The following is a 22,243-nucleotide window of genomic DNA, read 5'->3' as shown; positions in this document are numbered from 1 at the left end:
TTTCTCCTGAATATCCCCTATTCCCACCCCTGGAAAAAATCACACTACCGCTCCGCGGCTTAACATAAAATCAACAATTTCGATTGAAAAGCAGACGACTGCCCAAATATTTCTTATGGTTAAATCCAGATACATTAATGTTGTTATTGTGTGCAAAGATGCGTCTCGTTACAACCTTAACGCCAATTAACGCTTTCGGGAGAATAGCTCATGAGTTTATTTGATAAAAAACATCTGGTTACTCAAGCAGATGCGTTACCAGGACGCAACACCCCGATGCCGATCGCCACTCTGCATGCGGTAAATGAACACTCTATGACCAATGTCCCTGCCGGGATGGAGATCGCCTACTTCGCTATGGGCTGTTTCTGGGGCGTAGAACGTTTATTCTGGCAATTGCCCGGCGTATATAGCACCGCGGCAGGGTATGCAGGCGGTTACACGCCTAATCCAACCTACCGGGAAGTCTGTTCCGGGCAGACCGGTCATGCCGAAGCGGTACGGATAGTGTACGATCCTGCCGTTATCCGTTATGAGCAGCTTTTACAGACCTTCTGGGAAAATCACGATCCGACGCAGGGGATGCAACAGGGTAACGATCACGGTACGCAATACCGTTCTGCGATTTATCCCTTAACGCCGGAACAGAATGCCGCCGCTCACGCCAGTCGCGAGCGCTTTCAGTCGGCAATGGCCGCCGCCGGAGACCATCGCCCTATTACCACGGAAATCGCCCATGCGACGCCGTTTTACTACGCCGAGGATGAACACCAACAGTATCTGCACAAAAATCCATACGGTTACTGCGGGATTGGCGGGATCGGCGTTTGCCTGCCGCCTGACGCGTGACGACGCAGGCGTAGGGGGAACTTGTCGGAGTTGAAAATGAACCCTCTGGCGACTTTACAGTAGCTTACGCTATACTAGCCCTGAACTTATCGGCTCACTGCTACGAGCCGGTTTTCATTAAACGTTACCACACGGATTTATAAACTTCCCTTCCGAGGATCTGGCGTTTCGCCGGATAAGATATGTTAAACAGTATATTCATTATATTCTGCCTGATCGCTGTAAGTGCGTTCTTCTCCATCTCCGAGATCTCGCTTGCCGCATCACGTAAGATTAAACTTAAGTTATTAGCTGATGAAGGCAGTATCAACGCACAACGCGTATTGAAAATGCAGGAAAATCCCGGCATGTTTTTCACCGTTGTGCAAATTGGCCTGAACGCCGTCGCTATTCTTGGCGGTATCGTCGGCGATGCGGCATTTTCGCCCGCCTTTTCCGCCCTTTTCTCGCACTATATGTCGCCAGAACTCTCCGAGCAGCTGAGCTTTATTCTCTCCTTCTCGCTGGTGACGGGGCTGTTTATCCTGTTCGCGGATTTAACCCCGAAACGCATCGGTATGATTGCGCCAGAAGCTGTGGCTTTGCGTATCATCAACCCGATGCGCTTCTGCCTGTTCGTTTTTCGCCCGCTGGTGTGGCTGTTTAACGGCATGGCAAACAACATCTTCCGCCTGTTCAAAATTCCAATGGTGCGGAAAGACGACATTACTTCTGATGATATTTACGCAGTGGTGGAAGCCGGCGCGCTGGCGGGCGTCTTGCGCAAGCAAGAGCACGAACTGATTGAAAATGTGTTTGAACTTGAATCCCGCACCGTACCGTCTTCTATGACGTCGCGCGAAAGTATCATCTGGTTTGATCTGCACGAAGACGAACAAAGCCTGAAGAAAAAGGTCGCCGAACATCCGCACTCAAAATTTTTGGTGTGTAATGAAGATATCGACCACATCATCGGCTATGTAGACTCCAAAGATCTGCTGAATCGCGTGCTGGCGAACCAAAGTATGGCGCTGAATAGCGGCGTGCAAATTCGCAATACCTTGATTGTGCCGGATACGCTGACCCTTTCTGAGGCGCTGGAAAGTTTCAAAACGGCGGGCGAAGATTTCGCGGTCATTATGAATGAATACGCACTGGTCGTCGGTATCATTACGCTGAACGATGTGATGACCACGCTAATGGGTGACCTGGTCGGCCAGGGACTGGAAGAGCAAATTGTGGCGCGCGATGAAAATTCCTGGCTGGTTGACGGCGGCACGCCGATTGACGACGTCATGCGCGTGCTGGATATCGATGAGTTTCCGCAATCCGGCAACTATGAAACCATTGGCGGCTTTATGATGTTTATGCTGCGCAAGATCCCAAAACGTACTGATTCGGTGAAGTTTTCCGGCTACAAATTTGAAGTGGTGGATATCGACAACTACCGTATCGATCAGTTGCTGGTGACGCGTCTCGACAATAAAAGCAACGTACCGGCGCCGAAACTGCCCGATGCGCAAGGTAAAGAAGACAGCGCGGCCTGAAATCCGTTTGCCAGAAACATCAACGGCTCCTGATTCAGGAGCCGTTTTTTTTTTACTTTTTTAACCTACTGCATAGCACTTTTGGTTACGCCATCTCAGTTTGCAGACGCATAACCTGACGGTTAACTTCAGACATCACAGACAAGTGCTGCTTGTCTCTCACTTTTGGGATAAGAATCTTACCCTTATCGAACTCAAAAGCGCCAACATCCTTGATATATAACCGTCCACGGAACAGGATCTTCACGTACTTCGCCACCTGTAGCGGGTTGTAGCGTTGGAAAATTTTCATTGTTGTCTCCTGCAGAGTATTACGCCCTTGCGGTGCCACAATCGGCCCAACAGTTTTAAGGCGCAAATTTTAATGCCATATGACTATAGACCATATCTACGTCGTTTCCAGTGTGCATAAGTATATTTACCTTTTGATTACAGTTATTCAGAATTATCTAAACATCAGCTCATTTTTCTCAGTATATGCCTTCATTTTTCACAGGAAGTGTGCGCCCGCCCGCAAACTGGCATCCCCTTTGCGGGAAAAAGCATCAATCGCACATATGATTAACTATCGGCCCAAAGTGGTCGGATCACCTGCAAAAAAATAAAGAAGGAATGACCATGACCCTACGTAAAATTCTGGCGATGTCGTGTCTGCTACTCCCCATAATGGCTTGTGCGCATAACCTTGAAGATAACCAACGGGTGCCGCCGGTAGGCATTGCCGACCGTGGCGAACTGACGTTGAATAAAGATGAGTTTAGTTATAAAAACTGGAATAGCGCGCAGCTGGCGGGAAAAGTGCGCGTCCTGCTGCACATTGCGGGTCGAACGTCAGCGAAGGAAAAAAACGCCACGCTGATTGAAGCGATTAAATCCGCCGGGCTTCCGCATGACAGATACCAGACGACCACAATTGTGAACACCGATGATGCAATCCCAGGCTCCGGTATGTTCGTGCGTAGCAGTATAGAAAGTAATAAAAAGCTCTACCCGTGGTCGCAATTTATTGTCGACAGCAATGGCGTGGCGCGTAACGCCTGGCAATTAAAAGAAGAGGGGTCCGCCGTCATCGTGCTTGACAAAGACGGTCGGGTTCAATGGGTGAAAGATGGCGCGTTAACCCAGCAAGAGGTACAGCAGGTGGTCGACCTGCTGCATAAGCTCCTCAGTAAATAGTCACCCGGAAGCCGGGGTTAAGGAACGATTCACGAGGGGTATAGTCCAGCGTTTTTCCCTGCCAGTCGTGAACGTGCGCCCCGGCTGCAACGGCAATGGCATGACCTGCGGCAGTGTCCCAGACGCTGGTCGGCCCAAATCTGGGGTAAAGCTGCGCCTGGCCTTCCGCCACAAGACAGAATTTCAGCGAGGAACCAATAGAGGTGGTCTGATGTTCGCCGAGCTGTTGGAGATATTCGGTGAGTTCATCATCCGTATGCGAACGGCTAATCACCACCAGCGGCGGGCGGGCATCCCGCACCTGAATCTGCTTACGCACCCCGCACTCCTCTTTCCAGGCCTTACCTTCCGCCGCGTAGTACATCACTTTCAGCACCGGCGCATAGACAACGCCCAACACCGGCTTGCCCTGCTCAATCAGCGCAATATTGACCGTGAATTCGCCATTGCGCTTGATGAACTCTTTGGTGCCGTCGAGCGGATCGACCAGCCAGTAGCGCTGCCAGTGCTGGCGCACTTCCCAGGCGGGCGGATCTTCTTCTGAAAGCACCGGAATATCCGGCGTGAGCGTGCGTAACCCTTCGAGAATCACGGTATGTGCGGCGATATCCGCCGCAGTGACTGGAGAATCGTCCTGCTTGCGGGCGTACTCCATCGGTTTGGCTCCATCATAAACCTGCATAATGGCATCGCCCGCGTTCCGTGCAAGCTGGCATACTTGTTCTAACATTCTCCACCTCTTTATGACAGGGGCGTTAACTCGTTGTTTTACTTATACCCGATCGTTAAGGGTTCCGCCAACTGTGATACCGTCAGCGGTTTTGATAATAGCTTTCATGGCATGATTCACCTTTCTGTGAACACTCGCAAAAAATCGGCCGGATGAGGCAGTTTCGCCTTCTTCTGGCGACGGTCGGAACGATATCGGGTTTCACTGTTTATCATCGCTATTTTTCACTATCCGGCTTTTCTATTGCGTTCTTAAAAGGTGCCTCTGATGATTAAGTTTAGTGCAACGCTTCTGGCTACGCTGATCGCCGCCAGCGTGAATGCGGCCACCGTCGATCTCCGTATCATGGAAACTACTGATTTACATAGCAACATGATGGATTTCGATTATTACAAGGATACCGCAACCGAAAAATTCGGATTGGTACGTACCGCAAGTTTGATTCATGCCGCCCGAAATGAAGTCAAAAACAGCGTGCTGGTGGATAACGGCGACCTGATTCAGGGGAGCCCTCTGGGCGATTATATGGCGGCAAAAGGGCTCAAAGACGGTGATGTTCACCCGGTCTATAAAGCGCTCAACACTCTGGATTACGCGGTTGGAAACCTCGGCAACCATGAGTTTAATTATGGTCTGGACTATCTGCATAACGCGCTGGCCGGCGCGAAATTCCCTTATGTTAACGCCAATATTATCGACGTTAAAACCCAAAAGCCGCTCTTTACGCCTTATCTGATTAAAGAGACGAGCGTTATTGATAAAGACGGCCACCCGCAAACTCTGAAAATCGGCTATATCGGCTTTGTTCCGCCGCAAATCATGATTTGGGATAAAGCGAATCTGAGCGGCAAAGTTACCGTCAATGACATTACGGAAACCGCCCGGAAATATGTGCCCGAAATGCGCGAGAAAGGCGCTGATATCGTGGTAGTCATTGCTCACTCAGGCCTTTCTGCCGATCCGTACCACAGCATGGCGGAAAACTCGGTTTATTACCTCAGCGAAGTTCCCGGCGTCGACGCGATTATGTTTGGCCACGCCCACGCCGTCTTCCCCGGTAAAGATTTTGCCGACATCAAAGGCGCGGATATCGCCAAAGGTACGCTTAACGGCATTCCTGCGGTAATGCCTGGCATGTGGGGCGACCATCTGGGAGTGGTCGATCTGGTGCTCAATAACGACAGCGGCAAATGGCAGGTTACGCAGGCGAAAGCGGAAGCGCGGCCTATTTACGACGCCGCCGCTAAAAAGTCGCTGGCGGCGGAAGACAGTAAGCTGGTCGGTATTCTGAAAGCCGATCACGATGCCACCCGCGAGTTTGTCAGCAAGCCCATCGGTAAATCCGCCGATAATATGTACAGTTATCTTGCTCTGGTGCAGGACGATCCTACCGTACAGGTGGTGAATAACGCGCAAAAAGCGTATGTGGAACACTTTATTCAGGGCGATCCGGATCTGGCGAAACTGCCGGTGCTGTCCGCCGCCGCGCCGTTTAAAGTTGGCGGGCGTAAGAACGATCCTGCCAGCTTTGTCGAGGTGGAAAAAGGCCAGCTGACCTTCCGTAACGCCGCGGATCTTTATCTCTATCCGAATACGCTGGTGGTGGTGAAAGCCAGCGGCAAGGAGGTAAAAGAGTGGCTGGAATGTTCTGCCGGACAGTTTAATCAGATTGATATTCACAGCAACAAACCGCAATCGTTGATCAATTGGGATGGCTTTCGCACCTATAATTTCGATGTCATTGACGGCGTGAATTATCAAATCGATGTGTCACAGCCCGCCCGCTATGATGGCGAATGCCAGATGGTGAATCCGCAGGCGGAACGTATTAAAAACCTGACCTTTAACGGTAAGCCTGTCGACCCGAACGCTACGTTCCTGGTCGCCACGAATAACTATCGCGCTTACGGCGGCAAGTTTGCCGGCACGGGCGACAGCCATATCGCCTTTGCGTCTCCCGATGAAAATCGCGCCGTGCTGGCGGCATGGATTGGCGCAGAATCAAAACGCGCGGGCGAAATCCATCCGGCGGCGGATAATAACTGGCGTCTGGCGCCAATCCACAGCGATACGGCGCTGGATATCCGCTTTGAAACATCGCCAGGCGATAAAGCCGCTGCCTTCATTAAAGCGAAAGGGCAGTATCCGATGAAGAAGGTTGCCGTCGATGATATCGGTTTTGCCATTTATCAGGTGGATTTGAGCAAGTAACGTGAGTCCCGTATGGCGCTGCGTTTATTCGGCCTGACTGGCAGGCCGAATAAAGCGCTAGCCGCCATCTGATAAACGCTCCCGCTGCGCCAATACCTGCGGCAAATTCAGTTCTATCCAGTCCGCCAGCGCGGCGACTTTATCGCTCACCTGCTCGCCAAGCGGCGTCAGGCTGTACTCCACATGCGGCGGAACAACTGGATATGACACCCGGTTAAGAAATCCGTCCTGTTCAAGCGCCTGTAACGACTGCGCCAGCATCTTTTCACTCACGCCTCCCATCTTGCGGCGCAGGTCGCTAAAACGGTGTGTACCGTCGCGTAACGCGACCAGAATCAGTACGCCCCAGCGACTGGTGACATGTTTTAACACCTCACGGGACGGGCACTGTTCAGCAAAGAGATTACCTTCACGCAACTGCCGGGAAAGAGTATGAGCGCGCATTGATACTTACCTTTTTGTACGTACTTACTAAAAGTAAGTTTAGGTGGTAGCGTAATAAAACACAAGACCAACACTGAGGAGTTCACCATGATTGCTATCACTGGCGCAACAGGCCAACTGGGCCAACACGTTATTGAAAACCTGCTAAAAACGACGCCCGCCAGTCACCTCGTCGCGATCGCCCGTAACCCGAAAAAAGCCGCCCCGCTCAGTCAGCGCGGGATCGCCGTTCGCCAGGCGGATTACGCTAACGAAGCCGCGCTGACCACCGCCTTACAGGGCGTTGATAAACTGCTGCTTATATCATCCAGCGAAGTGGGACAACGCACCACGCAGCACCGCAACGTTATTCAGGCCGCCATTGCCGCGAAGGTGAAATTCATCGCCTATACCAGCCTGCTACATGCGGATAAATCGCCGCTGGCGCTCGCCGATGAACATATTGAAACGGAAAAGATGCTGGCTGAGTCAGGTATTCCTCACACGCTATTACGTAACGGCTGGTATACGGAAAACTACCTGGCGAGCGTCCCTGCCGCGCTGAAGCATGGCGTCTTTATTGGCGCAGCGGGACAAGGGAAAATCGCCTCCGCAATGCGCGCTGACTATGCCGCCGCCGCCGCGCGCGTCATCAGTGAAGAGGGTCACGCCGGGAATGTCTACGAGCTGGCGGGTGATGACGCCTGGACATTACGCCAGTTGGCGGATGAACTTACTCATCAGAGCGGAAAAAAAATCGTCTACCAGAACCTGAGCGAAGTCGATTTTGCCGCCGCGTTAAAAGGCGCAGGCCTGCCTGACGGACTGGCGGATATGTTGGCCAATTCTGACGCTGGCGCGGCGAAAGGCGGCTTGTTTGATGACAGCCATACGCTGCGTAAACTCATCGGTCGCCCGACGACGACGCTCACAGAAAGCCTTCGCTCCGTACTGTAAGTGTTAAAATTTAGTTAATTTATGTGGCATCCTCATAGACCTTCTCTGATAATGACGGAACGGTTTATGAGGAGAATCTGATGATTAGCGGCGTGCTATACGCCCTGCTGGCAGGGCTAATGTGGGGATTGATTTTCGTCGGCCCGTTAATCGTGCCGGATTACCCGGCCCTCTTACAGTCAATGGGACGCTACCTGGCGCTGGGGCTGATTGCCCTGCCGATTGCCTGGTTAGGCCGCACGCGGTTACGCCAGTTGACGCGCAAAGACTGGTTCACCGCCCTGTCGCTGACTCTGATGGGCAATGTAATCTATTACGCCTGCCTCGCCAGCGCTATTCAGCGAACCGGCGCGCCGGTTTCGACGATGATCATCGGGACATTGCCGGTCGTCATTCCGCTTTTCGCTAACGTTCTCTATAGCCAACGAGACGGCAGATTATCCTGGCGGCGTTTAGCGCCCGCGCTGGCGCTTATCGGTTTTGGCCTGCTGTGCGTCAATATTGCTGAACTTAGTCAGGGATTGTCCGATGTTAGCGGCTGGCGCTATGGTTCAGGCATTGTGCTGGCGCTGATTTCCGTAGCGTGCTGGGCATGGTATGCGCTGCGCAACGCCCGCTGGCTGCGGGAAAATCCCGACAAACATCCCATGATGTGGGCAACGGCGCAGGCGCTGGTTACGCTGCCGGTCTCGTTAATCGGCTATGCGGCGGTCTGTCTGTGGCTGAGTATCCAGAAACCGTTGTTTACCCTGCCCTTTGGCCCGCATCCCGCGCTGTTTATCGGTCTGATGATCGCCATCGCGGTGCTGTGTTCCTGGGTGGGCGCGCTGTGCTGGAATATCGCCAGCCAAAAATTGCCAACCGTTATTTTAGGGCCGCTGATTGTTTTTGAAACGCTGGCGGGACTGCTCTATACCTTCATTCTGCGCCAAGAAATCCCGCCATTCCTGACGTTAAGCGCCATTGCGCTCCTGGTGGCGGGCGTGGTCATTGCCGTGAGAGCGAAACCGGAAAAAGCGACCGTCGTTCCGGTCACGGAACGCTAATTTCATACTCGCTTAAATTATACGCACCCCGAAAGTGTTATAGCCTCGCCTTAAAGATGCATTTAGAATACAACTTATATTATTGCAAATGAGGTAACGGCTATGGCTTATCGCGATCAACCTTTAGGCGAACTGGCGCTCTCTATTCCCCGCGCATCGGCGCTGTTTCGCCAGTACGATATGGATTACTGCTGCGGTGGAAAACAGACGCTGGCACGCGCCGCCGCGCGTCACGACGTCGATATTGACATCATTGAAGCGCAACTGGCGCAATTGGCTGAACAGCCCATCGAAAAAGACTGGCGCGCCGTTCCGCTGGCGGACATTATTGACCATATCGTTGTTCGCTATCATGACCGACATCGCGAACAACTGCCGGAGCTTATTCTGCAGGCAACCAAAGTGGAACGCGTTCACGCGGATAAGCCAAACGTCCCACGCGGCCTGACAAAATATCTCACCGCGCTGCATGAAGAGCTTTCCAGCCATATGATGAAAGAAGAACAGATCCTGTTCCCCATGATCAAACAGGGTATGGGTCGCCAGGCAACGGGCCCGATAAGCGTAATGGAAAGCGAGCATGACGAGGCGGGAGAGCTGGTAGACGTCATCAAACACGTCACCCAAAATGTAACGCCGCCGCCAGAAGCCTGCACCACCTGGAAAGCGATGTATAACGGCATTAATGAGATGATTGATGATCTGATGGAGCACATCAGCCTGGAGAATAACGTGCTGTTCCCACGCGCGCTGGCCGGGGAATAATCCACCGCCAATAAACGATCCTGAACGTATAGACAGGATCGTTTATTCTGAATCGACTAACGCTTTTTAGCGAGAGGTGAATGCATTATTAATAACCTCATATTTCCCCTCCTCAGTGACCAGATAATAACCGCTCTTGTCGATATGCGCAGTATCCAGCGTCCGCGTTACGTTACGCCGTTGCCCGCTATCCACCAGCGTATCACCGAAGAAATAGAGATAACGATCGTCATGAGCAAAAACATCAGAAAATGAACCATCGGGATTTTTAAACCACACCAATGGTCCAATAGGGTCGATAATCTGCACGCCCCCATCGCCGATAAAATAGATCTGTTTACCCACCAAATTAGCGCCAGCTTTCAGCTGTACCTGCGGATCAGGCAAGCGGGTGATGGTTAATACCCTGTCGACCGGAGAGACATACTTCACCTGGTACAATAGATCTTTGTACTGTGCTACCGTCCAATTGTAATGAATGGGATGGAAATATTCTGGATCAACATTGGGAATAGTCGCTATTCGGCAGTCATCGCCTCGGCGCGATGCCTCTCGCGTCATCCATGTCACCTTATCCCGCTGTACATTAAACGTATTGAGACAGTCTTTGCCGAAGTAATAGCGTTTTACGCCTGCTTTGTCGCGATAGAGTAACTGCACGCCAGCGACCCAGCGCACAACATGAAAAGAGTTCGGATCGGCATCAATTGCCACACCATTAACAAAAACCTGCGTGGCGGTACGTAGAATAGTGTCCCACGGGCCAGGATTAGATGTAGTATCGCAGCTGGTCGGCGAAAACAGAATATTACGCTGCTCCCAGGATTTAACGCCCAGGATGGAATATCCCTGCGCACTAGCCAGCCAGCGTCCCTGAAAGTAGAGGTTGCGCCTGTCTTTAAGCACATCGCCGGAGTCGTTTAATTTGATGTTGCCGCCGACCTGCTGCAACGAATCTATATCGACCCTTTTTTCACCATGATTATCATCTGTGCGCTCGCCGTCGAAGTAAAGACTATCTTTATCAGCGGCAAAGCGTCCATACGCCCGAAAAGTCGCTGCATCCACTGGCGGCTTACCCGGTGGATTTTGTACGATTTTCCCAACCCATAAAATATGCTGGCCGTCGGTTAGCCAATAAAACTGCCAGAAATCATTTTTTATTAGCGATGAAAAAGCGGCGACATGAACAAAATCATTACTCATTTTTCCACGGTCATTATATTCATTAACAATGCGGTCAGGAACGTGCCGTAGTTGACTAAATTTTACCTCTCGAATTTCAATATCTTTAAAATTAATACCATAATCATAATCTTCTTCAACTACATATTTCGTTCCCTGCCCCCACGGCTGATAGTGAAACAAAGCATATGGAATGCCGGAACAGGCCAGAGCTAACACTGGTGCCAGCATTAATAAAATCGATAAACAGAACTGTTTTATTCTCAACATTGCGCCATCCTGCGCTAGTGGTAATCAGAGGGAAGCAAAGAGATAACGTCAGTGGGCGCTGGTGATACCGTCGTCCACTCTGTTAATATCGGGTTATAGCGCTGCCATTGATCACGTGAGATCTGGCGATATAATTGCCCATCCGCGGACAAAGCCAGATGGTAGTAATTATAGGTAACTCTATCTATTTTCAGCGCCGGAAGTTTTTCCTGCGACGTAAAAATGCGCAGTACCCCCTCGCCCAACGCATTCGTGCTCACCTGATAAATACGATCCTTATACCAACCGGTGTTCCCGTTCAGACGAAAAAAATACTCCGGATCGACACCCGGCAGGGTTTCCACTTTACAACTGCTCCCGGCGTTGGTTGCCTCATGTTTCAGCCATGTCACCTCACGCAGGCCAATATTAAAATAGCCGCAGTACCGACTGGAATTATCAATCTCATAGTCATGCTTACCGGTTTTATCACGATAAATTAGTACCTCGCCAGGCATCCAGCGAATGATTTGAAACGTATTAGCATCAGCGGTAATGGGTATGCCGTTCACAATCACCCGTTGCGCCGTCGTCACAATAAACTCCCTTGCCGAAGTGGAATCCAGCCTCAACACGCGAAACCCATCGGCCCGCCCCAGCCAGCGGCCTTCATAATAGAGATTATTTTTATCCCGCAGCAGATTCCAGATTTTCGTCTCTGCCAGAGTCGCCATATCCACACGTTTTTCACCCGCATTGCTATCACGACGTTTACCATCAAAATAGAGACCGTGTTTATCGGCGGCAAAGGCGCCAAAAGACTGAAAGCTGGCAACATCAACGGCAGGCTCATCCCCGGTATTCTGGACGATTTTGCCTGCCCACAGGATAAAGCGCCCATCGCTGAGATAAGCGTGCTGACAAATATGATTGTCGTCGCAGTTATGGCTGTCGGGATTGATTTCTATTAACGGGCGAGGGTCTTGCGGGTGAGATAAATCGGCAATACGCCGTAAATGCGAATAGCTAACGTCAGGCAGTCGGGAGAGAATTTGCGGTTCGTCGTCGGCGGTATAAAAAACGCCGTCCTTATCCTGCTGATACTGAAAATCTGCGAACGCAGGAACAGGCAGCAGCAAAAGCGTAGCGCTTAAAATCCAGCGTCGAATGGTCATAATTACAGTTTGAAATAGGAGATTAATTTGTTACTTAAACCACTTTTTCAACGTATTATCCAGCGCGAGCCGCCATTATAGGAATTCATCAAGGCGGCACTTACCGTCAGCCTGCAATTTACAGCTGCCCTTCCTGAAGAAACGTTTTTCGCGTCATTGCATCAGCGGACAAACACTCATTTCCTGAGCTTTTCATCTCCATACGCTATCAAATGTGGCGAGAAAAATAGCTCGTTAAGGAGCGGGAAGCGACAAAATGGGGCGTAAAAATGAAGAAAGCGCCCCGGCGGGTACGTTATGCGCATACCCCCTCGCCTAAGCGAGAGGGATAAATCCGTCATTTAGCCAGTTTGTTCTTACGCAGGAACAGCCAGCCCAGACCCAACGCGATAAACCACAGCGGCGTCACGATCAGCGCCTGGCGCGTATCGTCTTCCAGCGTCAGTAATACCAGCACGAACGCAAAGAACGCCATGCAGACCCAGCACATCAGCTTACCGAGCGGCATCTTATAGATGGATTTTTCATGCAGGTGGGGACGCTTTTTGCGGTACACCAGGTATGAACACAGAATGATGGTCCAGACAAACATAAACAGGATAGCCGAAACCGTAGTGATCATGGTGAATGCGCCAATCACGCTCGGGTTGACCATCAGCATAACCACGCCGCCCAGCAGGCAGATACAGGAGAAGGTCAGGCCTTTCGCCGGTACCGCGCGTTTCGATAGCTTAGCGAACGCTTTTGGCGCCACGCCTTCTTGCGCCAGGCCAAACAGCATACGGCTGGTCGAGAAGACGCCGCTGTTGGCGGAAGACGCCGCCGAGGTCAGCACAACAAAGTTGATCACGCTCGCGGCGGCAGGCAGACCCACCAGTACAAACAGCTCAACGAACGGGCTCTTATCCGGCACCACGGAACTCCACGGCGTCACCGACATAATGACAATCAGCGCAAAGACGTAGAACATGATGATACGGATCGGTATTGAGTTAATCGCGCGCGGCAGCGATTTTTCCGGATCTTTAGTTTCTGCGGCGGTAGTACCAACCAGCTCAATGCCCACGAAAGCGAACACTGCAATCTGGAAACCGGCAAAGAACCCGCTAATACCTTTCGGGAACCAGCCGCCGTCATTCCACAGATGCGCGAAAGACGCTTCAACGCCTGTCGGCGATTTAAAGTGCATCGCAATCATCACCAGCCCGACCACAATCAACGCCACAATGGCGACGATTTTGACCATAGCAAACCAAAATTCCATTTCACCAAACATTTTAACGGTGGCGAGGTTGAGGCTTAGCAGCAGGATCACTACCGCCAGCGAGGCGACCCAATCGGAAAGGCCGGGAAACCAGAACTGCGCGTAGGCAGTAATCGCCACCACGTCAGCCATACCGGTCACTACCCAGCAAAACCAGTACGTCCAGCCGGTGAAATATCCCGCCCAGGGGCCAAGCAGGTCGGAAGCAAAATCGCTAAACGATTTATATTCCAGATTCGAGAGCAGCAATTCCCCCATGGCGCGCATCACGAAAAAAAGCATAAAACCGATGATCATATACACAAAAATGATCGACGGTCCGGCGAGACTGATCGTTTTACCCGATCCCATAAACAGACCGGTACCAATAGCGCCGCCAATAGCGATAAGCTGTATATGACGGTTTGTAAGATTGCGCCGTAGCGACTGTTCAGCCGGAGCCTGTTCGTCGGCTGCGACTTTTACCTGATCTACCATGTTTTTCTTCCTGTACCTGTCTGTGTTGTGCGGGCTCTACGGCCTTTGGTCTATGATACGACGATCCTGTTATCAGGACTCATCGATATTAGGTAAGAATCGGCGGGATGAATACTAAGATTCAAATACAATGTTAATTTTATGTTTAAAATGAGTGTTATATCACTTTGATAATGCGAATTAGCTCACAAAAATACACGTAACGACGCCATTTGCAAAATAAAATATTGGCATCTGCTGAAGTCAGGGTTGCCGGATAAGGCGTTTACGCCATCATCCGGCAAACCCGGGGCGCTTACAGAATTTCCAGCAGTTCCACCTCAAACACCAGGGTGCTGAATGGCGGAATAGAGGCCCCGGCCCCACGCTCGCCATAGGCCAGCTCCTGTGGGATAGTCAGTTCCCATTTGGAACCTACCGGCATCAGAGTCAGAGCTTCAATCCAGCCGGCGATCACGCCATTTACCGGGAATTCAGCCGGTTCGCCGCGCGCGACGGAGCTGTCAAATACGGTGCCATCAATAAGCTTACCGGTGTAATGCACGCGTACGCGGTCGGTACGCGCCGGAATCGCGCCTTCGCCCTGCGTCAGAACGCGGAACTGTAAACCAGATTCAGTACTGTTCACACCGTCTTTTTCGCGGTTTTCTTCCAGGTATTTCACGCCTTCGGCCGCCATCGCTTTGAAACGCTCACGACGCACCGCGTCCGCACGCTCATGAATTTCACGCAGCGCACGATGCACCACATCAACAGGAACCGCCGGGTGTTTACCTTCCAGCGCATCAGCAATGCCTGCAACCAGCGCTTCAGGCAACAGCCCTTCAAGACCGGATTCGCTGAGCTGCTGCCCTACCTGCAAACCAATGCCGTAGCTCGCTTGCGCTTCAATAGTGTCAAAAGTCGGGGTGGCCATTATTTTTTCTTCATCGGATATCAAAAAAGTAGCGGGCAGCATAACAGCCACGCTTCTTCTGGTAAAACTTTGTCTCAGGGAGGATGACAAATCGCAGGGAAAAAGAAACAATAGATTATCCGTATTGATGTCACGAAAGCGGATAGCACTACCAGTATCATAGCGTTAGCCATCTATACTCTATGATTAAGGAACGAGATGCGGAGCAGGAGGTAAACCATGCCCGGGCGCTTTGAATTAAAACCAACCCTGGCGAAAATCTGGCACGCGCCGGATAATTTTCGCATCATGGAACCGCTGCCGCCTATGCATCGTCGTGGCATTATCATTGCCGCTATCGTGCTGGTGATCGGTTTCCTGCTGCCCGCCAGCGAGACCAGCGACTCACCTGTCGTCACGCGGGAAGCGCAATTGGATCTGCAATCGCAATCACAGCCGCCGACGGAGGCCCAGCTTCAGGCGCAGCTGGTCGCGCCGCAAAACGATCCGGATCAGGTGGCGCCCGTTGCGCCGGAACCTATCCAGGAAGGCCAGCCGGAAGAACAAAACCAGCCGCAGACGCAGCCTTTCCAGCAGGATAGCGGCATCGGTCAACAGTGGCGCTCGTACCGGGTAGAGTCTGGTAAAACTCTGGCGCAACTGTTCCGTGACCACGGGCTGCCCCCGACAGACGTTTATGCAATGGCGCAGGTAGAAGGCGCTGGCAAACCGCTGAGTAATCTCAAAAATGGTCAAATGATTAAAATTCGCCAGAATGCCAGCGGGGTGGTGACAGGTTTAACGATAGATGGCGATAACGGTCAACAGGTGCTGTTTACGCGTCAGCCTGACGGCAGTTTTATTCGCGCACAGTAACGCCGGCTGCGCCTTACCCCGTCTATACCCTATTCGTTCAGGTGAAGCATTACCGCTTCACCTTATTCACCCACCAAATCCCCGAACACACCAGCACCAGCGCAATCATGTATTTCCACTCCAATATATTCTCGCCGAGAAAAATAGCCGAAAGAGCCGCGCCAGAAACCGGGATCAGAAAGTTAAACGGCGCAATCATCCCCACGCGATTATATTTGAGTAAAATGCTCCATAGCGCAAAAGCGACCGACGAGAGCAGCGTCAGGTAGACTAAAATCGCCACCGACGAGAAGCCATGTATCGTCAGCGTACCGCCAAAAACGTAACCGCCAATGACCAGTACCAGACCGCCAATCCCCAATTGATAGCCAGTCATGACCATCGGATCGACCGTCTGCGAGAGACGTTTGCCATACAATGTGGCCGCAGAAAGAATAAACGCCGCCAGCACCACGGAGCCTTCTCCCGGCAGATTAAAGCTGAAATCCAGGCCGTTGCTGACGTTCACCACCATGACGCCCGCAAAGCCCAGAATACAGCCGAGCGTTTTGTTGTAGCTCAATCGGTCGTTCTGATAAATAAAGTGCGCCAGCAATACGCTGAAGAATGTGCCTGTCGCGTTCATGATTGAGCCTTTCACGCCGGAGGTGAACGCAAGGCCGATATAGAAAAAGAGATATTGCAGCGACGTCTGAGTCAGCCCCAGTAACGTCAACTGAGCAAACTGGCGCGGACGAAACCGACCAATCGGTTTACGCTGAAGCAGCGCGAACAGTAGTAGCAACCCACCCGCAAACAAAAAACGATAACCAGCAAAAACAATTTTAGAAGGGATATCATCGGTGGCTATCTGAAAGAGGTCATAACCGCTTTTGATGGCTGGATAAGCGCTGCCCCATAGCAAGCAACAAAATGCGGCACACACATAAACGACGTTTTTGCGGGCAAACGGGGAGGCCTGGCGTTGGGTATCCATTCTTTCACCAAGAAATTAAAATAATGTTTTATTTTTGATTATCGCGAAAAGAGGGGGAGATAGCCAGTCGAAAAGCGATGGGGTTAAAAAAGCAAAACGTCGGCGCTGGGCCGACGTTTCGTTGCTAGCAAAAACGAGAATGCCTGATTACTCAGCAACCACGTTGATGATAACTTTTGCGAATACTTCGCTGTGAACCTGGAAGTTCACTTCGTGTTCGCCAGTGGTACGCAGAACGCCGTTCGGCAGACGAACTTCGCTCTTAGCCACGTCAACGCCAGCCGCAGTCACAGCGTCAGCGATGTCGCGAGTACCGATGGAACCGAACAGTTTACCTTCGTCGCCTGCTTTAGACGCGATAGTAACGGTTTCCAGGGCGTTGATTTTCTCTGCGCGTGCATTTGCAGCAGCCAGAACGTCAGCCAGTTTAGCTTCCAGTTCAGCGCGACGTGCTTCGAAGTATTCAACGTTTTTCTTGGTAGCCGGAACAGCTTTACCCTTTGGTATCAAGAAGTTACGAGCATAGCCCGCTTTAACGTTAACCTGATCACCCAGGCTACCCAGGTTTGCTACTTTATCAAGCAGAATAACTTGCATTACCTTATCCTCTCAAAGTCGTATTAATGGACCGTGACCGATTACTGATGGCGATCAGTGTACGGCAGCAGAGACAGGTAGCGAGCGCGTTTGATAGCGCGAGCCAGCTGACGCTGGTATTTTGCACGGGTACCGGTGATACGGCTTGGGACAATCTTACCGCTTTCGGTGATGTAGTTTTTCAGCGTAGCGATATCTTTATAGTCGATCTCTTGAACGCCTTCCGCGGTGAAACGGCAGAACTTGCGACGACGGAAATAACGTGCCATATGGCTAGTCTCCAGAATCTATCAATTCAATCTGCTCGGCATGCAGAACCATTTTGCTCAGACCGTTCTTTGCCTTGTGGCAAGAAATAAACCCCTGAACGGTTATGCGGCTGCCGACCGTTATACTGTGAGTAATGGCCTGGTTTTCGTGTCCGCTAACAATAACGGGCATTTGGCACCACGCCTGCCGGTGAAAGCCGGCTTCCTCTTGCACAGAACGATGCTCAAGCACGAACTGGCAATGCGGAATTCCTGATGGACTGACCTTTCGAAGGGGGGCCCTGCACACGGTGCCGGACAACGCCAGACGGTTGGTCATCAGAAATTACTCTTCAGAATCCCCAGCTTCAGCATCATCTGCGGTTTCGTTAGCGAAATCATCGCGACGCTCACGGCGCTCGTCTTTCGCTTTAACCATCGGAGAAGCTTCGGTAACAGCGTGCTTAGTACGCATAACCATGCTGCGGATAACGGCATCGTTGAAGCGGAAGGTAGTTTCCAGCTCATCGATCACTTCCTGCGGCGCTTCAACGTTCATCAGAACGTAGTGCGCTTTGTGCAGTTTGTTGATCGGGTAAGCCAGCTGACGGCGGCCCCAGTCTTCCAGACGGTGGATCTTGCCTTCTGCGCCAGTGATGGCAGCAGAGTAACGCTCGATCATGCACGGAACCTGTTCGCTCTGGTCAGGATGGACCATAAAAACGATTTCGTAATGACGCATCGAATTGCTCCTTACGGATTATTCAGCCTCCTGTCTGGGTCAGCCGCAGCCCATGGAGGCAAGGAACGTGTTAAAGGTCGGCTGAAAAATGACGCGTTATAATACTGGCGCCTGCGGGCAAACTCAAGGTGATTGTACAATTATTTATCGTGCCGAACGTAACGCCTGTCCCGTCGCATTTTGCTGCTGAGATATTAACGTTATATCGCGCGCCACTATAAACGGCCTGTTCCGGCAGAGAATTGACACTGTGGTCAGCGCGCTTTTTTGCCACACAGGGTTTCTTAAACATAGCGGCATACATCAACGGGTTGTTAATCAGGTAAAAAACGACAATGCGATAATTTTTTGAACAACAGCATCAGAAAAGGTCGCCATCTCTGCGGCGGGTTATGGTTAAAATTAAACCAGAAGCGATTCACTAAAGGGGGATATCGCCAACCAGACCGCGCTGCTGAGGAGGTACATGATGCGAGCCCGGATAATGTTATTTCTGGCTGCGCTTTTGCCTGGCGTAACGGCAACGGCAGCCATCGAGTTAAATAATCACCAGGCCAGAAATATGGATGATGTGCGCAGCTTAGGCGTGATCTACATCAACCATAACTTCGCCACGGAAAGCGAAGCCAATCTGGCGCTGAATGACGAGGCCGACGCGCGAAACGCAATGTATTATCACGTCATACTTATCCGGGAACCGGGTAGCAACGGCAACATACACGCCAGCGCGAATATTTATCGCTAGCATCAGGAAAACCAACGAAAAATCATAGTTGATTTGCCCCCTGAACAGGGGGCTTTTTTTCGCGGAAAGATGGCTCTGGAATTAGACCTGTGACATCCCGATAATATTCACATTCCGGAGCTCATACTTCACTTCTGCCCGTAATACGCATTCGGGCCATGCTTACGCATGAAGTGTTTATTCATCAGATAATCGTCGATGGGGTTGAGGCCAGGGTTAATACCGCGCGCAATCCACGCCATTCGCGCCACTTCCTCCATGACGACCGCGTTATGTACCGCATCGTGCGCATCTTTCCCCCAGGCGAACGGCCCGTGTTGATACACCACAATGCCTGGCGTATGCAGCGGTTCCACCTCGCCCAGCGTTTCGATGATCACCTTACCGGTGTTCAGCTCGTACTCGCCCTGCACTTCTTCTTCGCTTAACGCCCTGGTACAAGGAATATCGCCAAAGAAATAGTCCGCGTGCGTGGTACCGAGCGCCGGAATAGCCATCCCCGCCTGCGCCCATGCCGTGGCGTGGGTGGAGTGGGTATGAACGACGCCGCCAAGCGACGGATAGCGTTGATACAGCGCCAGATGGGTAGCGGTATCGGAAGAAGGACGATAACCTCCCTCCACCACTTTGCCATCCATATCCACCACCACCATGTCATCTACCTTCATGGTTTCATAGGCGACACCGCTTGGCTTAATCACCACCAGCCCGCGTTCGCGATCGATAGCGCTGACGTTGCCCCAGGTAAACGTCACCAGTCCATAACGGGGCAAATCCATGTTAGCGTCAAATACCTGCTGCTTGAGCTTTTGCATTAGGCTGCCTCCACCAGACCGGCGCTGGCCATGCGCGCTTTCACCCAGTCACGCGCTTTCGCTACCTCTGCCGCCGGGTTCTCTGCTGTTTCACTCCACATCTCAATCAGATAGGGCCCGCAATAGCCACTCTGTTTGAGCGTTTCGAAGCAGCGTTCGAAATCGACAACGCCTTCGCCAAACGGCACATTTTTGAACACGCCGGGTTTAGTATCTTTGACGTGTACCGCGACGATATGCCCGATTCCCGCCTGTAGCTCCATCTGTACGTCGTTATCCCAGGCAGACAGATTGCCGATATCCGGATAGAGCTGGAACCACGGGTTATTGAGGTAGTGAGCATAGCCCAGCGCTTTACTGATGGAATTCATCAATGGATAATCCATGATCTCCATCGCCAGCGTCACCTGGGCGCGGCTAGCCATATCAACGCTCTCTTTTAACCCATCGCGGAAGCGGCAACGCGTTTCGTCATTGGCCTGCTGATAGTAAACGTCGTACCCCGCCAGTTGAATGACGCGAATCCCGACGTCCTGCGCAAACTGAATCGCTTTACGCATAATCTCCAGCCCCTGCGCCCGTACCGCGTCATCTTCGCTACCGAGCGGAAAACGACGATGCGCGCTCAGACACATGGACGGCACGCGCACGCCGGTTTCAGCAACCGCGCTCACCAGCGCCAGGCGCTGCTCGCGACTCCAGTCGAGCCGCGCCAGTCGGGCGTCGGTCTCGTCCACCGACATTTCAACAAAGTCAAAACCCAGCGTTTTCGCCAGCCGCAGGCGCTCCAGCCAGCACTCCCCGGCAGGGAGCGCTTTTTCATAGATGCCGAGCGGAATTTGTTTCGACAGCATAGCCACTCCTTAGCCCCACAGTTGGGCAATGGAGCGTTTGAACTGCCGTGCGGCTTCTACCGGCGATTCGGCATCGCGAATGCTGCGCCCCGCGATAAAGACATGGATCGGAATGCCTTTGAACAGCGGCAGGTCTTCCAGCGCCAGTCCGCCGGTCACGGTCACTTTAAAGCCCATATCGGAGAGCCGCTTAATCGCGGTAATATCCGCCTCGCCCCACGCCACGCCTGCGGCCTGCGCGTCACGGCTGCGGTGATAAACCACTTGCTGAATGCCCGCATCGCGCCACTGCTGCGCCTGTTCCCAGGTCCAGTAACCGGTCAGTTCGATCTGCACGTCGCCGTTGAACTCTTTCGCCACATCCAGCGCGCCTTTCGCGGTGTTGATGTCGGCGCAGCAAATGACCGTCACCCAGTCCGCGTTGGCTTCGAAACACATACGGGAGAGGATTTTACCGGCATCGGCAATTTTGGCGTCCGCCAGCACGATTTTGTGCGGGTAAAGCGCTTTCAGATCGCGAACCGCACGCACGCCTTCGCCCACGCACAGAATGGTGCCCACTTCGATAATGTCGACTTCTTCGGCAATCAGGCGAGTGGTTTCATAGGCGCTATCCATAGTCTGGTTGTCCAGCGCGACCTGCAACATTGGTAATGACATTTTCAATTCCTTCTTAAGCTGCCGCGTTGGTGCGGTCAATGAGATCCAGGACTTCCTGCGCGGTGCGGCAGGCGCGTAAACGGTCAAAATTAGCTTCGTCTTCAAACAGGTTGACGATCTGCATGATGCCCACTTCCTGGTGAGTGTTGGCATCAACCGCCGCCATGGTGATCAGAATATCGACCGGGTCGTTATCTTCGTGGTTGAACTCCAGCGGCTTTTTCAGCGTCACCAGCGAAAAACCGGTTTTCTTCACCCCTTCTTCCGGGCGGCCATGCGGCATCGCCAGGCCGGGGGCAATCACAAAATAGGGGCCAAACTGCTCAACGCCATCGAGAATGGCCTGGTAATAGCGCGGCTCCACCACGTCGGCAGCCACCAGTAAATCGACGCCGATCTTGACGGCTTCCTGCCAGGTATTCGCTTCAGCCTGCAGGCGGATAGAATTATTCTCCGCCAGTGAATCACGTAATTTCATGTTGCATCCTTACTTCACGTCTTGCGGGAAATGTTCTTTGATCACTTCCAGCAGTTTCGGGCCGAAGTCAGCAGGAGAGAGCATGTTACGCACGCCAACCACATATTTGTTGCCGGTCACGGTGATTTCGCCCGCAATATGGGTAGAAGCGATGATGATATCCGCGCCGCTCAACTCGCTTTTGTACTCGCCAACCGCGCAGCTGTTTACCGTGTGGTCAATGTTTGATTGGGTTAAAAACTGGTCCACTTTCATTTTCATGATCATGGAACTACCCTGTCCGTTGCCACACACAGCCAGAATACGTACGGTCATAATCAAAAC

At 52.1% G+C, this 22,243-nt stretch carries 26 protein-coding genes and 1 pseudogene; 9 read left to right on the top strand and 18 right to left on the bottom strand.

The genetic code is table 11. From position 1 onward, the window contains the following. Window positions 1–210 precede the first annotated feature (210 nt). Together msrA and N7E69_RS11020 are read left to right on the top strand one after the other, a co-directional pair. Window positions 211–849, top strand: a complete 639-nt coding sequence (gene msrA, locus N7E69_RS11025; protein WP_000051467.1) for a peptide-methionine (S)-S-oxide reductase MsrA — start codon at window positions 211–213, stop codon at window positions 847–849. A 182-nt stretch (window positions 850–1,031) separates the two neighbouring features. Then, window positions 1,032–2,375: a hemolysin family protein gene (locus tag N7E69_RS11020; RefSeq protein WP_000934974.1), complete on the top strand. Its 1,344-nt coding sequence runs from the start codon at window positions 1,032–1,034 to the stop codon at window positions 2,373–2,375. Between the two features lie 85 nt (window positions 2,376–2,460). On the opposite strand, the gene N7E69_RS11015 is transcribed toward N7E69_RS11020, so the two are convergent. Then, window positions 2,461–2,667: a DUF1107 domain-containing protein gene (locus N7E69_RS11015; protein ID WP_000689229.1), complete on the bottom strand. Its 207-nt coding sequence runs from the start codon at window positions 2,665–2,667 to the stop codon at window positions 2,461–2,463. 326 nt (window positions 2,668–2,993) lie between these two features. Between N7E69_RS11015 and N7E69_RS11010 the strand changes: the two genes are divergently transcribed. Beyond that, entirely contained in the window at window positions 2,994–3,551 is a 558-nt protein-coding gene (locus N7E69_RS11010) for a YtfJ family protein (protein WP_000175300.1), read from the top strand. Here N7E69_RS11010 and cysQ read toward each other — a convergent pair. Continuing rightward, on the bottom strand, window positions 3,541–4,281 hold the full coding sequence (gene cysQ / locus N7E69_RS11005) for a 3'(2'),5'-bisphosphate nucleotidase CysQ (RefSeq protein ID WP_000893398.1): 741 nt from the start codon (window positions 4,279–4,281) through the stop codon (window positions 3,541–3,543). The two genes, N7E69_RS11010 and cysQ, sit on opposite strands and share 11 nt — an antisense overlap. Window positions 4,282–4,548: 267 nt before the next feature. On the opposite strand from cysQ, the gene N7E69_RS11000 reads away from it, so the two are divergent. Beyond that, the gene (locus N7E69_RS11000; protein WP_000589384.1) at window positions 4,549–6,492 is read left to right on the top strand and encodes a bifunctional 2',3'-cyclic-nucleotide 2'-phosphodiesterase/3'-nucleotidase; all 1,944 of its coding nucleotides are present in this window, start codon (window positions 4,549–4,551) and stop codon (window positions 6,490–6,492) included. Window positions 6,493–6,549: 57 nt separating this feature from the next. On the opposite strand, the gene N7E69_RS10995 is transcribed toward N7E69_RS11000, so the two are convergent. Next, window positions 6,550–6,936 carry a winged helix-turn-helix transcriptional regulator gene (locus N7E69_RS10995; RefSeq protein WP_001201297.1) on the bottom strand — a complete coding sequence of 129 codons (387 nt, stop codon included), beginning with the start codon at window positions 6,934–6,936 and terminating at the stop codon, window positions 6,550–6,552. A gap of 87 nt (window positions 6,937–7,023) precedes the next feature. Here N7E69_RS10995 and N7E69_RS10990 point away from each other — a divergent pair, with 87 nt between their 5' ends. The 3 genes from N7E69_RS10990 to ytfE all read left to right on the top strand — a co-directional run bounded on the left by N7E69_RS10990 (window position 7,024) and on the right by ytfE (window position 9,683). Next, window positions 7,024–7,872, top strand: coding sequence for an SDR family oxidoreductase (locus tag N7E69_RS10990; protein ID WP_261743245.1), 849 nt, complete (start codon window positions 7,024–7,026; stop codon window positions 7,870–7,872). 80 nt (window positions 7,873–7,952) lie between these two features. Next, entirely contained in the window at window positions 7,953–8,918 is a 966-nt protein-coding gene (locus N7E69_RS10985; protein ID WP_000623274.1) for a DMT family transporter, read from the top strand. 102 nt (window positions 8,919–9,020) lie between these two features. Continuing rightward, the gene (gene ytfE / locus N7E69_RS10980) at window positions 9,021–9,683 is read left to right on the top strand and encodes an iron-sulfur cluster repair protein YtfE (RefSeq protein ID WP_000331471.1); all 663 of its coding nucleotides are present in this window, start codon (window positions 9,021–9,023) and stop codon (window positions 9,681–9,683) included. Window positions 9,684–9,749: 66 nt separating this feature from the next. Here the strand turns inward: ytfE and N7E69_RS10975 are convergent, their stop codons facing one another. The 4 genes from N7E69_RS10975 to fklB all read right to left on the bottom strand — a co-directional run bounded on the left by N7E69_RS10975 (window position 9,750) and on the right by fklB (window position 14,949). Further along, window positions 9,750–11,138, bottom strand: coding sequence for a hypothetical protein (locus N7E69_RS10975; RefSeq protein ID WP_000944340.1), 1,389 nt, complete (start codon window positions 11,136–11,138; stop codon window positions 9,750–9,752). 14 nt (window positions 11,139–11,152) lie between these two features. Further along, the gene (locus N7E69_RS10970; RefSeq protein WP_000155543.1) at window positions 11,153–12,292 is read right to left on the bottom strand and encodes a DKNYY domain-containing protein; all 1,140 of its coding nucleotides are present in this window, start codon (window positions 12,290–12,292) and stop codon (window positions 11,153–11,155) included. 337 nt (window positions 12,293–12,629) lie between these two features. Next, complete coding sequence (gene cycA / locus N7E69_RS10965; RefSeq protein ID WP_000228321.1) at window positions 12,630–14,033, bottom strand: D-serine/D-alanine/glycine transporter; 1,404 nt, start codon at window positions 14,031–14,033, stop codon at window positions 12,630–12,632. 295 nt (window positions 14,034–14,328) lie between these two features. Beyond that, window positions 14,329–14,949, bottom strand: a complete 621-nt coding sequence (gene fklB, locus N7E69_RS10960; RefSeq protein ID WP_000235161.1) for an FKBP-type peptidyl-prolyl cis-trans isomerase — start codon at window positions 14,947–14,949, stop codon at window positions 14,329–14,331. Between the two features lie 219 nt (window positions 14,950–15,168). On the opposite strand from fklB, the gene N7E69_RS10955 reads away from it, so the two are divergent. Next, window positions 15,169–15,804 (top strand): OapA family protein, encoded by a 636-nt coding sequence (locus N7E69_RS10955; protein ID WP_001119448.1) that lies wholly within the window; start codon window positions 15,169–15,171, stop codon window positions 15,802–15,804. 49 nt (window positions 15,805–15,853) lie between these two features. Here the strand turns inward: N7E69_RS10955 and N7E69_RS10950 are convergent, their stop codons facing one another. From N7E69_RS10950 to N7E69_RS10925, 6 genes and pseudogenes are all read right to left on the bottom strand, one after another. Next, entirely contained in the window at window positions 15,854–16,780 is a 927-nt protein-coding gene (locus N7E69_RS10950) for a DMT family transporter (RefSeq protein WP_000381075.1), read from the bottom strand. 147 nt (window positions 16,781–16,927) lie between these two features. Next, window positions 16,928–17,377: a 50S ribosomal protein L9 gene (gene rplI, locus N7E69_RS10945; RefSeq protein WP_108610912.1), complete on the bottom strand. Its 450-nt coding sequence runs from the start codon at window positions 17,375–17,377 to the stop codon at window positions 16,928–16,930. A 41-nt stretch (window positions 17,378–17,418) separates the two neighbouring features. Continuing rightward, on the bottom strand, window positions 17,419–17,646 hold the full coding sequence (gene rpsR, locus N7E69_RS10940) for a 30S ribosomal protein S18 (RefSeq protein ID WP_000135199.1): 228 nt from the start codon (window positions 17,644–17,646) through the stop codon (window positions 17,419–17,421). Window positions 17,647–17,650: 4 nt separating this feature from the next. Continuing rightward, a complete protein-coding gene (gene priB, locus N7E69_RS10935; protein ID WP_001519453.1) occupies window positions 17,651–17,965 on the bottom strand; it encodes a primosomal replication protein N in 315 nt (104 codons plus the stop codon). 6 nt (window positions 17,966–17,971) lie between these two features. Beyond that, window positions 17,972–18,367 carry a 30S ribosomal protein S6 gene (rpsF, locus tag N7E69_RS10930; RefSeq protein WP_001216671.1) on the bottom strand — a complete coding sequence of 132 codons (396 nt, stop codon included), beginning with the start codon at window positions 18,365–18,367 and terminating at the stop codon, window positions 17,972–17,974. Window positions 18,368–18,437: 70 nt separating this feature from the next. Then, a pseudogene (locus N7E69_RS10925) lies at window positions 18,438–18,643 on the bottom strand (hypothetical protein). A 193-nt stretch (window positions 18,644–18,836) separates the two neighbouring features. Between N7E69_RS10925 and yjfY the strand changes: the two are divergent. Further along, window positions 18,837–19,112 (top strand): DUF1471 family protein YjfY, encoded by a 276-nt coding sequence (gene yjfY / locus N7E69_RS10920; RefSeq protein ID WP_001675399.1) that lies wholly within the window; start codon window positions 18,837–18,839, stop codon window positions 19,110–19,112. 128 nt (window positions 19,113–19,240) lie between these two features. Here yjfY and N7E69_RS10915 read toward each other — a convergent pair whose 3' ends face one another. Genes N7E69_RS10915 through ulaB form a run of 5 tightly spaced genes read right to left on the bottom strand, consistent with a single transcriptional unit; the run spans window position 19,241 to window position 22,234 of the window. Continuing rightward, window positions 19,241–19,927 carry an L-ribulose-5-phosphate 4-epimerase gene (locus tag N7E69_RS10915; protein ID WP_001170769.1) on the bottom strand — a complete coding sequence of 229 codons (687 nt, stop codon included), beginning with the start codon at window positions 19,925–19,927 and terminating at the stop codon, window positions 19,241–19,243. Then, window positions 19,927–20,781 carry an L-ribulose-5-phosphate 3-epimerase UlaE gene (gene ulaE / locus N7E69_RS10910; RefSeq protein ID WP_000949530.1) on the bottom strand — a complete coding sequence of 285 codons (855 nt, stop codon included), beginning with the start codon at window positions 20,779–20,781 and terminating at the stop codon, window positions 19,927–19,929. Before ulaE ends, N7E69_RS10915 begins: the two co-directional genes overlap by 1 nt. A 9-nt stretch (window positions 20,782–20,790) precedes the next feature. Further along, complete coding sequence (gene ulaD / locus N7E69_RS10905; protein WP_000056761.1) at window positions 20,791–21,441, bottom strand: 3-keto-L-gulonate-6-phosphate decarboxylase UlaD; 651 nt, start codon at window positions 21,439–21,441, stop codon at window positions 20,791–20,793. A gap of 13 nt (window positions 21,442–21,454) precedes the next feature. Then, the gene (ulaC, locus tag N7E69_RS10900; RefSeq protein ID WP_000776531.1) at window positions 21,455–21,919 is read right to left on the bottom strand and encodes a PTS ascorbate transporter subunit IIA; all 465 of its coding nucleotides are present in this window, start codon (window positions 21,917–21,919) and stop codon (window positions 21,455–21,457) included. 9 nt (window positions 21,920–21,928) lie between these two features. Further along, window positions 21,929–22,234 (bottom strand): PTS ascorbate transporter subunit IIB, encoded by a 306-nt coding sequence (gene ulaB, locus N7E69_RS10895; RefSeq protein WP_000218362.1) that lies wholly within the window; start codon window positions 22,232–22,234, stop codon window positions 21,929–21,931. Window positions 22,235–22,243 lie beyond the last annotated feature (9 nt).

This window comes from Salmonella sp. 3C (assembly GCF_025426275.1).
Lineage (GTDB): Bacteria > Pseudomonadota > Gammaproteobacteria > Enterobacterales > Enterobacteriaceae > Salmonella > Salmonella enterica.
Note: the sequence above shows the minus strand (reverse complement) of the source record. Positions and strands in the feature narration are given on the sequence as shown.